Genomic DNA, 12,120 nt, shown 5'->3' with positions numbered 1-12,120 from the left:
GTGAATGGATGAACAATAAAATCGTAGCCTCACTTTTTTATGCGCTAGGTATGTGCTTGCTGATATTTGCGCATAATGCCCAAGCTTTATCCTCACAGCAATATACGTTTAACACTTCTAATCAGTTAGATTCAGTAAATGATTCTGGCGGTATGCGTGTGAAGTATATCTATGATAAGAATGGAGACGTTGTCAGAAGAATTGTAGATCCTAATTTATTTAGGAACGGGGACTTTGAGGCAGCCGGAAATGGGGAAGTTGCATCTGGTTGGTAGTATTGGAGGTCGGAAGGAGCCGTTGGAACTTATCGTGTAACGCAGAGTTCGGTATCTTCAGGACAATACGCTCAAAAAATCGATGCTCAGAAAATTTCACTTGATTCTATGAATATTTATCAAGATGTTCGAGTTGTCCCGAACCAAAAATATAGTGTGAGTGGTAGATTGTTAATCGAGCGAATGAACAACGCGGGCTTCTACGTAGCTATTCATTATTTGATCAAAATTATAGATTAATTGGGGCGAATACACCTGCCTATGTTAATAAATCTATAGACTGGACTAGATTGCATGGACAATTTAATCCGCCAGAAGAAGCCGCAATTGTACGAGTCCATTTTAGAATTGATAAGGAGAGATACATTTTGAAAAAATGGTTGTCAATTATTCTCGCATTTGCTTTATTGTTCACCAGCATACCATTGATATCGGCAGAAGATAGGTTATCGATTGATATTCCAAACAAGGAAAATCATCCATCGGTAACTACAAGTGTGTATGATAGCGTATATGATCCGCACGCAACATTCACGGATTTAAACCCAAACGAGCTTATTACGATTACCTCCTTAACTGAAACCTTTGGCGTGACTAGGGATTTGGTGACAGAGGAACTGTTCAAGGGCTATGAGCTTCATCAAATCTATCAAGGGTTAAAAGCAAAGCAGCAGGGAAAAGACTACGAGCAATTCATGACCAGCACCTATCCGAAGCCTGCTCCAGATCCGATAATCGAGCATCAAGAACAAATGAAGAGTGTATCAGAGGCTGTATACCAAGCCAGCGTAACGGAACAGGTCTATGGGAAAGAGAGCCCGTCGGTGACGGATCAAGTGTATGGATTACGTGAGAAGCGATCGTTAGCCTTCCTTAGCAATAATCTATACGATGAGAAAGCGCTCCGCAATCGACCAATCCGGCTGGATCAAGCACCTTACTCCGTCGGATCCGTTAGCGACCATATCTCGCCTGTAGACGGCTCTTTGCGTGTGGAAGTAACGGATATGGTTATGCCGGGACCGAACGGCATGGATTTTGCGCTGCGGAGAATTTACGACAGTTCCTTGGCGAAAGACGATATCTATGTGAATGAAAACGGTAGAAACAGAACGCGGGAGACCAAGGAGGAAGAAATTTTTCATCTCGGTAAGGGGTGGATTTGGGATATCTCGTATCTAAAGTGGGTTAACAATTATGGCTACATTTATATTTCGGGCGTCGGTACATATGGGCTGGAAGGTGACCGTTTGGTAGGGTATCCGCTCGGCGATTTGGTCTTTATGGAGTCAAATAAGTTATTGCAGTCCGATGAGCGAGCCTCTTATGAGCTCCTCAATAAGACGACGGGAGTCAGCCAATATTTTAATCATATAGGCAATCTCATCTTCATCGAAGACACAGATGGAAACTACATTCAATTCTCATATAAGTATCAGCCGGACATAGGGTGGGTTCTGCATCAGATCAAAAGCTCGACCAGAGACTATCAAGGCAAGAATGAAATGAATATTTCCTACAACGGAAATCATACAGTTACTATTCAAAGCGGAGATCGAAGGGTGATCTATAAGAAAGAAAGAGTCAAAAAAATAAAGAACGATTATCTGTACCGGGAGCAGGATATTTTAACAGAAGTGATCGATCCAATGGGTCGCTCGACCAAGTATGATTATGGCGTATGGAAGCCCTTATTTTTTAATTTAGTCAGCTCGTATTCAGAAATACCTGAAGGATCTGAAGCATACAGGGTAAATTGGGGAGAGAACGAGGTTATCGCACTTGGCGTAATAGAGCATCCGACCAAAGCCATTACGGAATACGGATTTGATGGCACGATTAAACGGAAAATCGGAGATTTCGCGGAGGAACGTGTGGTGCGATATAAATCTCGCCGCAGTTACTATAGTTCATCCCAATATACACAAAAGAATGAAATGACCCTTAAATATACAATGGATCATAGTAACGTGAAAGATAGAGCGGGGATTGGTGATGGAGGAAAGTACATCGAGCAGGATTTTAGGTTTTCTGTGGATGTGTACGATAAATACAAAACGACAACCTATACGTACGAGAAGCAGTTTGTTGCGTACGATAAACCTTCGGCAATCTATAACACAAAAACGGAAGTTAAGGATCTACAGACAAATGATAGACAGGTGTTCAATTATGCATATGACAGATTCCGAAGGAATCCGAATCCGACCCGGATTGAAGAGACGCATTATCAAGAGGGATATGCATCTGCGCCTCGTATTACTACGCGTGAGTATGATTATTGGGGACAACTGACTTCGGAAACGAATCCGATCGGCATAACAAGCCGTTATGAGTACAGAGACGTAGTAGAGAATAAGCTGTTCCGCATGAAGAGTAGTAGTGTGCCGATGGATCAGGGAATGACGCTGAGCTCTGAATATGAATACGATCGATATCGCGGGGGATTGAAGCAGGCCGTTTCCAAAAATGATCGAGGCGAAATTGTCCAACAATTGAACTATGAGTATGACTATGCCGGCAACCCGATTAAGATTCGGATTAAGGGAGATGTCGGGGAAACGACTATTTATCAAGACTTCAGCCCTAAATTCAAGAGCATGTATCTAAGCGAACAAGCCGTAGAGGTAAAGAACGTAGAGGGCAAGAATGAACTCGTCAAAAGTCAGATGGAATATATTCCGGAGAGCGGGCTTCCAACGAAATATACAGACGGTAACGGAAACCAGACCTCCTATACGTATGACAAGCTGGGACGAATTACCGCCGAAATTCATCCCGACGGAACGAAGACGACCGTCGTATATGATGATCAGAACAATAAGATGTTCATTACCAATCCGAACGGGCTGCAAATCGAGAAACATTTCGATCCGCTCGGCAACCTGATTGCTGAAACGAATGGGCGAGGCATGGCTCAGCACACGTATGATGAGAACGGCCGGCTGATTCGCAAAGGGGACTTTAACGGATCCGTGATTCAATACGAGTATGACGCCTGGGATCGGATTATTAAGGAGAAATTTGGTTCCAGATCGAACCGCGTTGTCTATAACGATGCGGCAAACACCAAGACAACCTTCGACGGAGAAAATAATGGAATGCGTGAAACGTACGACATTATGGGTAGAGTCATCAAGAAGGAAGAAATCAAGTCGTCGGGTCAAGAAGTTTTGTTAGCTCGCTATGAATATGACTATGCGGGGAACGTTAAGGTAGCTTACGACGGAAACCATAATGTGACGAAATACGAGTATGATGTACTGGGACGATTGATCGCCGTTACGGATGCTGAAGGGAAGACGACGCGGTATCGGTATAATCTGTCGGGTGATATGGTCGAAGTCAAGTATGCGGACGGAAATACCGTGCAGAAGCGGTATGACGGCATCGGCCGTCTGCTGGAGCAAACCGATCCGAACAAGCAAGGCAAACGCTTCTATTATGACGGCAACGGCAGCGTGATCAAAAGCATTGATCGGAAGGGACAGATCCAACAGTTCGAATACAATAGCCGGGGCTTCCTGACGGCCGTCGTAGCGCCGGACGAAAGAGTTTCGTATAGCTATGACGCGACAGGCAAACGGACGACAATGACGGATCAGACAGGGACAACAAGCTATGCGTATTACCCATCGGGCGAACTCGAATCCATTACGTATCCGGACAAGACGGTGTTGTCATTCAATTATGAGAAGCGGGGATTGCGCGAAGAGCAAGCTATAGCGTCGGGCGCCTACCGCCTAGCAAGTCAGACGGAGCGACTTTTCTCGATTTCAGTGCCAAGGAGCATGAGAGTAATGGATGGCACCGGAGGAGAGCTGGCTCGATTTGAATATTCGTATGATGACTCCTATCGGATTGCTGATTTGAAGTCTTCGAGCGGACTGAATGAAGTCTATTCCTATGATGGAATGAACAGGACGGGCATCCAGCAGAAGCAAGGAGATGCGTTGTTTGGAAACTACAGCTATACCTATGATAACAATCGCAACATCATAGCGAAGAATGATAACGGGGCGTTCTTCCAGTTCAGCTACGATCCGCTGAACCGAATCAAGACATCAAGTCAGTTCAATGAGGCATATTCGTATGACCAGCGGGATAACCGCAGCACCCTGCAAAGCGATCAGGTACCGAACATCAAGGGGGCAAGCTATACTTACGACAGCCGCAACCGTCTGACCCAAGTGACAACAGAAGATGGCAAAGCTGTCAGCTACCGCTACAACGGGGATAACCTGATGGTGGAGCGCGCCGAAGGCGGCGTAACGACCCGTTACTACTACGATGATCGGGCGAAAATCGTAGCCGAAGGCAAGGTGGAAGGGAACGGCAGCATCACGATTACAGCATCGTATGTCCATGACGATTACGGCAAGCTACTGGCTCGTCAGGTTCCAGGACAAGGTATGCAATATTACGTATCCAACGGACACGGCGACATTACGGAGATTCGGGATGCACAAGGCAATGTATTGAACCGCTATACGTACGATATCTGGGGCAATCCATTGGTACAAGAGGAACAGGTTCCGAACATTTTCCGTTACTCGGGCGAATATTGGGACGCAGCAACGAATCTGCAATATTTGCGCGCAAGATGGTATGATCCAAGTGTAGGGCGGTTTATTAATGAGGATACGTATGAAGGGGAAATCAAGAATCCGCTGAGTTTGAATTTGTATACGTATGTATCGAATAATCCGTTGAAATACGTAGATCCGAGTGGACATATTGGGATACCGATGGCACCAACACCTGCAATGACGTGTGCAGCGAGTCCGGGGCAATGCAAGACGATTCTAAAAGCACAGGCCGAAGCAGGTAAAACATTGGCAGTTGAAGGCGCTAATTTCTTTGTACTAGATGATGTAAATACCATGTTGGATCCTAATAGCTCATTAGCAGATAAGGGACTTGTGTTGTTGGGATTATTTCCTCCGGCAAAAATAATTAAAGCAGGAACCAAAGTTAGTAAAGTTACAAAAGCACTTGCAAAGTGCAATTGCTTTACTGCAGGGACGAAGGTATTAACAGACGAAGGGGAGAAGAATATCGAAGACATTGAAGTCGGAGATAAGGTTCTCGCCAAGGATGAAGAGACAGGTGAACAGGCTTACAAGGAAGTTGTTGCCCTTCATCGTAACGAGAAAGATACTACCTACAAGCTGTCGGTGGGCAATCAATTAATTGAGACAACTAATAATCACCCATTTTGGGTTGAAGGCAAGGGTTGGGTTCTTGCTATTGATTTGAAGGTGGGAGATGAATTAGTACAAAGTAACGGAAACCATCTAAAGATTGAAAACATTGAAATTGTACATCATGATGAAAAAGTAAAGGTGTACAACTTTACAGTTGCTGATTTCCATACTTACTTTGTAAGCAGTTTAGGGATTTGGGTTCACAACATTAATTGTGGTTTTACTTTAAGTAGTAATAATATCCAACACATCGGAAAGCATATTGCGAGCGATTTTGCCAACCAAGTACCGCATCTTTCGGATAAAGCACTAGCAGCAAAGTTGAATAAAAACTCATTCTTTAACGCTAGTTGGACTAAGGAAGATATTATAACTGGTGTTCAAAACGGCGCGAATGAAGCAATTAGTAAGGGATTCACAAATGGTTACTATAATTACTCATATAAGGGTGAGACCATTCAAATTTTCTTCAAGGATGGGAAATTTGATACAGCATTTGGTCAACATAAGTTAACTCCGGCTGATTTCGGGAGGTAATCAAATTTGTTTGAGATAAAATACCGAATTATTGTTGATGAGAGTCACTGGAAAAAAATGAACTTAGAGCAAATTGAAAAGGAAGGGGGAATTGAGGGCTTCTTTCAGTTAAACCTACATTCAGTTGATTATGGTTATTGCCATGATAGGGAACTGGCAGAGGGTGAAGAGGGTTTTGACATTATTTCAACTTGGTTATCAAATTTATTAGAAGTATGTCTGCTAATAGATGATACGAAGTATGTAGCGATAAAGGACACAGAATCTTACAATACATGGCTTGAGTTTATTTCTGCTGATAATGACTTGCTTGTGAGTGTGATTCAGTCGGACAGCTTCATTAGTGAGTATGTCATTACCAAGCCTTTAGAGAATCGAGTTTATCCCGAATGGAGAGACATTACAGTCAAAAGGGAGGAGTTTATCGAAGAGGTGATTATTAATACGAAGAAATTTATTTCAGACTTAGCCCAAATAAACCCTTTCATAAGTATGAGCCAAAGATTAGTTCAATTACAGTCAATGCTCGAAAAAGTAAGCCAATAGATATTTATAGACCTTGAGGGGGAACGCCTTCAAGGTCTTTCTTTTACCCCCATCCCCTGCCGAATGAATTGGGCGGCATGTCCCGAAAGAACCGTATGATATTTTTCCAATATGGTTGTACGCACGTATAAAGTGTTTAATAATATCCCCCTTTATGACAAACCTCTTTCATTGTCATAACTCCAAAATCACCAGATGCCACCGTGTTTTGATGTAAATACCATACCTTCGCTATTTCACATTTTCTCCGAAATAAATTGAGATTGTAAATAAAATCGAAACGAACAGTCCTTCCAAGTTGATAGGAGGGCGAGAAAGAGAATATCGCAACTTAAGGGGTACATAGTCCGACTACTATAGTGAGCAGACAATCTGGTAATGGTTGTTGCCGGAATCAACCATTACTAATTAAACTCCAAAGAGAGAGCGCGAATTCGATTGTTGATAGGAGTCTTTGTATATACGTTTGAAATAACATATATTAACTGGTGCAATATGGTGATACGTAATAGAGTAGCAATAAATAGCTTGGGAGGTTGGATTAGAAAGGTGAGAATAAGAATGAATTGGTTAGCAAGGCAGAATAAACGCATCATTTTGATGATGTGTGCAATCTTATTTATTTGCGGTATGGTATTACAGATTGGTAACGTCCAAGCTTCTGCTGCAAATGTTGAAAGTAAGTATTCATATGATGGGGCTGGACGGTTAAATGATGCTCAATCCACTGCTGGACAAAGTATAGACTTCGTTTATGACAACAACGGGAACATAACGCATAAGTTATCTACTCTCCATTTTAAGGGGAGTGATCAGAGCATGATGCAGAATTGATCTGTATACCAAACATCAGGTGCTAAAAATACGGTGGAGTTTTGGATGAAATGGGATGGAACTAATTCTGTCATGCCGTTTTCATGGAATACCCATTATGCACTTTGGTTTGCAGACGGATATTTTAACACTGGTGAAAGCAACATTATAGGCATATCTTCGGCCACATTACGTAATCGTTAGGTGCACGTAGCTGCAACTTTCTATAACGGTATACCTAACGCGGTTGATAATGATTATACATTAACGGAGTAAGCAAAATTTAGCCGCAGTTAAAGGAAATACGTCCTATTCTGTTGCAGCGACGACGTCAGCGTTCATATCAGAAAACAGCGATAAGAGTCTATATCGATTTAGCGGCAAGCTTGGTGAGATGAGAATTTGGAATTACAGGCTTTCACCATCTGAAGTGCAGGCTAACATGTATAAGGTGATTTCAGGCAAGGAATCACGGGTTGATTGAGATTCGGAAAGCTCAATCTTGGCCCCAAAATAAATGACAGCATCTTCAGGGAATAGTGTGCCCCAAAACTTGATTACATATTAATGGTTGGAGCATGTATTTTTTGTATGCTGTTTTTACGAATTCTTCCGCTACTTACGTAGACAGCTATTCCGATAATCTAGCAGGAAGATGGCTCTTTTACTTTCTTGGCTGCCCTGTAGAGTTGAGAGTAGAAGTTTAATTAAATCACAAATAAGGATGGTTGCTATTAATGCTGCGTCATATTCATATGATCGTAAAATGTATTGTTTGTATTTGTTTGTTGGTCGCGCTGGCTTCGCTAATACAGCATTCAGCAGATGCCAAAGAGTCTTCTAAACTAAATATTGAGTTAGGTTCAACGAGTGATAAGGTTAGAAAATGGGGAATGCTTTCTCCGAATATCGGACATCGTACGGGTAAAGCACAAGGAGATGATTGGATAGCCATACCTCCAGAAGATAAGCCCGGATTTTTAGTTTTTGGACCTTATGTAGATGATCTCGATATAGGAGAATGGACTGCAACGTGGTCTATGAAGGTGTCCAGTAGTATAAATGCTTCCTCTAAAATTGCTCGGTTGGAAGTTTATGATCCTGATTCTAATGAGGTATTGGCTTTTCAAGAGCTTACAGGCTATCAATTTTCTAAATCTCATGGCTATCAGGATTTTTACTTGAAGTTTATGAAAACAAAACCAAAACAACGATTGGAATTTAGGGTTTTCTGGTATGGAGAAACCACACTTCAAGTGAATCATGTGGCTGTCCATCAAGCAGCAAAATTGGATTTTATAAAATCATGGAAGATGTCCGATCCTGCACTCGGTCACAGAATTGGCAGAGCAGATGGAGAGGGTTGGTCAGCCAATATGCAGCAGGATAAGGAAGGTTTTTTAAGCTTTGGACCTTATGTGAAGAATCTCCCCCTAGGAGCATGGAAGGTAAGCTTCCCATTGATAATCGATAACAACTCTGCGGATAATGCGAAAATAGTTCGCTTGGAAGTCTATGATCCCGATGCAGATGAGATTTTATCGTCACGGGAAGTGACGAGGCAGCAATTCCTCTATTCTAATGTAACGCAGTATTTCGAAATTCCATTTGACAATATATCAACGGATTGCCGATTAGAGTTCCGGATTTACTGGTACGGGGTAGCCAAGGTTACGGCCAAAGATATATCCATAGGCAAATCTACAAATATAGTCTATAAGAAAACATGGAGTTTATCAGAGCCTGTGATTGGGCACGGAACTGGTAGATTGGATGAAGAGGGCTGGTCAGCGAATACGCAGCAAGACAGCGAAGGATTTCTGACTTTTGGACCTTACGTGAAGGATATGCCTGTGGGGTCATGGGAAATCAATTGGCCATTAATGATCGACAATCATTCGGCAGATAACGCAAAAGTAGTTCGTTTAGAGGTGTTTGATGTTGATGCCGATGAGATCCTATCCTTCCGTGAGATCGGACGGCAAGAATTTGAGCGTCCGTATGAATATAAAAGTTTTAATTTGAGATTCGTCCAAGTAAACCCGAGTCACCGATTGGAGTTCCGGACCTATTGGTATGGCAATGCATTTATCAAAATGAGGAACCTTCAAATGAAGGGAACGTATCCAAGTTCATTCGGGAAAGTGTGGAATATGTCTGATCCGGCAATGGGGCATAGAACAGGAAAGCTTATTGAGAATGCATGGGTTGTGGAGCCTCAACAGGATCAATCAGGATATATGAGTTTCGGGCCCTATGAAAAAGGTATGGAAATCGGGACATGGATAAGCACTTGGTCGATGAAATTAAAGAATAGCAGTGATAGCAAAGATCCTGTCGTAAGGCTTGACATATACGATGCTGATACAGGAGAGATTATTCAGCAGAAGGATGTATATCAAGAGCAGTTTATTATCAATCATTTTCAAGATTTAAATGTTCAATTCAGAAATGAACATCCGGGGCACGCACTGGAATTCAGAGTTTACTGGTATGGAAAACATCCTGTTGAATTGAAAAGCATTAAAGTAAACAAAACAAGGGTTTTGGATGAATACGTGTATAATAAAAATGGTCGCTTGATGCAGTGGATCGGGGCTGATGGCAGGAACAAATACTATCGTTACGATAAGAACGGAAATATATTAAGGGTTATAGATATGGAATAATGGGATATGGACTCCAGTGTACTTGATGTGCAGAACAACTAAATTATAGGAACAAAGAAGGCTCATGGACTCGTGGGCCTCTTTGCTATGGTAACTCTTAAATTGGTTGTTTTTGTTCTTGAATCTTTAATAACTGAGAGAGATAATACCATACTGTGGTCAACCAAATAAGACAGCACTAAGCATAATATGGTTCTTCACTATACAAATAGAGGATATAATGAAAGCCATTAAAAATGACAATTTATTTTGGTGTATTGTAATTAAACAGGGGGAACCGAATTTATTAAGTATTATTCAAAAGTTATTTCATCAAGAATATGATGCTTAGAGGACTACGAATACTATATCGGTTTTACAATTGGGAAAAGGGGAATGTAGAATATGAGTAGTTTTAGACCATCGAAATTCATGCTCGTGCTAGTTCTAATAAGTCTTACATTGCTAACAATCAGTCAAACTAAAGGATTTGCCGCAGAGAAAACGGCAGTAAATGTTTATGATAGTTCCGGGCGGCTAGTAAATACGAAGCTAGCGGATGGAACCGTTGTAGAATATCAATATGACGTGAATGGGAATCTACTACATAAAAATATTAATATGCTGATGAACTCCGGATTTGAAATCTATACGGGAAAGAATGGAGTCGCAGATAACTGGGGAGATTGGAAATCTGCAGGAGTAAAAGCCAATTACCAAGTTGTCACTGCTCCCGTATCCAGTGGTAAGCATGCTCAGCAAATGAAAATTTCCAATATGCCGAAAGATGGGGGGGCTAACTTTTTTCAAGACATATCAGTAAGTGATGGTCAACTCTATTCATTAAGCAGCCAGATTACAATAGCTAACTTAAACAAAGCAAAATTAATCGTTAACATGCATTATTTTGATAATAACAATAGTTTCATCGGAAGCGAGACGGTATTTGAATATGGAGGAAATGCAAGCTGGCTGAGTATAAATGAACAGGTGCGACCTGTGGCCAAGACAGTGCGAGCCAGACTTCATTTTACTATTATAGCCTTAGACAACGATGGATCAGGAACCCTAACGGTGGACTCCGTGACATTCCAAAAAGGGGAGCGGAGCAATTTACTCATCAATCCCGGATTTGAGACAAATACAAGAACGAGTGGGGTCGCAGATGGCTGGGGCAATTGGGAATCTGCAGGGGTACCAGCCAATTACCGAGTAGTTACCTCCCAGGTGTCAAGTGGGAAACAAGCGCAGCAAATGGTTATATCTAATATACCTAAAGATGGAATGCATACGATCTTCCAAGACGTAGCCGTAACAGGTGGCCAACCTTACACCTTAAGTGGTCAAATTGCGACAGAAAATCTAAGCAAAGCCAAAGTTCAGGTCATTATGCATTATTTTGACATCAACAATAATTTTATAGGGAATGAGACGCCATTTGAATATAGTGGGAACACGGGCTGGTTAAGCATTAATGAACAAGTGCGTCCCGTAGCCAAGGCAGTACGAGCCAGAGTTCATTTTAATGTTCTAGCGGTTGACAACAATGCATCAGGAATCGTAAAGGTGGACTCCGTGACATTCCAAAAAGGGGAGCGGAGCAATTTACTAATCAACCCCGGATTTGAGACGAATACAAGAACGAGTGGGGTCGCAGATGGCTGGGACAATTGGGAATCTGCAGGGGTAAAGGCAAACTATCGGGTAGTAACTTCGCCTGTGTCCAGTGGTAAGCATGCACAGCAAATGAGCATCTCTAATATACCTAAAGATGGAATGCATACGTTTTTCCAAGACGTAGCCGTAACAGGTGGTCAGCCTTATACATTAGGCAGTCAAATTGCAATTACAAATCTAAGTAAGGCTAAGTTTCAGGTCATCATGCACTATTTTGACGTTAATAATAATTTTATAGGAAATGAAACGCCATTCGAGTACAGTGACAATACGAGCTGGAAGAGTGTTCAGGTACAAGTAAAGCCACCAGCTCATACGGTGCGAGCTAGAGTCCATTTTAATCTCTTAGCATCAGAAGACAAAGCCTCCGGGAAAGTAACTGTAGACTCCGTCATTTTTCAACGCATAAAGTAAAAA

Annotated in this window: 6 protein-coding genes; all 6 read left to right on the top strand. The window is 42.0% G+C overall.

Annotated features, from left to right (window positions below):
• The first annotated feature begins 8 nt into the window (after positions 1 to 8).
• Complete coding sequence (locus BLS15_RS01520; RefSeq protein ID WP_028531761.1) at positions 9 to 275, top strand: hypothetical protein; 267 nt, start codon at positions 9 to 11, stop codon at positions 273 to 275.
• Positions 276 to 643: 368 nt separating this feature from the next.
• Positions 644 to 6,019, top strand: coding sequence for a polymorphic toxin-type HINT domain-containing protein (locus BLS15_RS01515; protein ID WP_028531762.1), 5,376 nt, complete (start codon positions 644 to 646; stop codon positions 6,017 to 6,019).
• A 6-nt stretch (positions 6,020 to 6,025) separates the two neighbouring features.
• A complete protein-coding gene (locus tag BLS15_RS01510; RefSeq protein WP_028531763.1) occupies positions 6,026 to 6,565 on the top strand; it encodes a hypothetical protein in 540 nt (179 codons plus the stop codon).
• A 561-nt stretch (positions 6,566 to 7,126) separates the two neighbouring features.
• A complete protein-coding gene (locus BLS15_RS01505; protein WP_028531764.1) occupies positions 7,127 to 7,399 on the top strand; it encodes an RHS repeat protein in 273 nt (90 codons plus the stop codon).
• A 716-nt stretch (positions 7,400 to 8,115) separates the two neighbouring features.
• The gene (locus tag BLS15_RS01500) at positions 8,116 to 10,047 is read left to right on the top strand and encodes an RHS repeat domain-containing protein (RefSeq protein ID WP_028531765.1); all 1,932 of its coding nucleotides are present in this window, start codon (positions 8,116 to 8,118) and stop codon (positions 10,045 to 10,047) included.
• Positions 10,048 to 10,431: 384 nt separating this feature from the next.
• Positions 10,432 to 12,117 carry an RHS repeat domain-containing protein gene (locus BLS15_RS01495; RefSeq protein WP_028531766.1) on the top strand — a complete coding sequence of 562 codons (1,686 nt, stop codon included), beginning with the start codon at positions 10,432 to 10,434 and terminating at the stop codon, positions 12,115 to 12,117.
• Positions 12,118 to 12,120: the final 3 nt, after the last annotated feature.

Source organism: Paenibacillus sp. cl6col (assembly GCF_900102125.1).
Taxonomy (GTDB): Bacteria; Bacillota; Bacilli; order Paenibacillales; family Paenibacillaceae; genus Paenibacillus_B; species Paenibacillus_B suaedae.
This window is presented reverse-complemented; position numbering and strand designations above follow the sequence as displayed.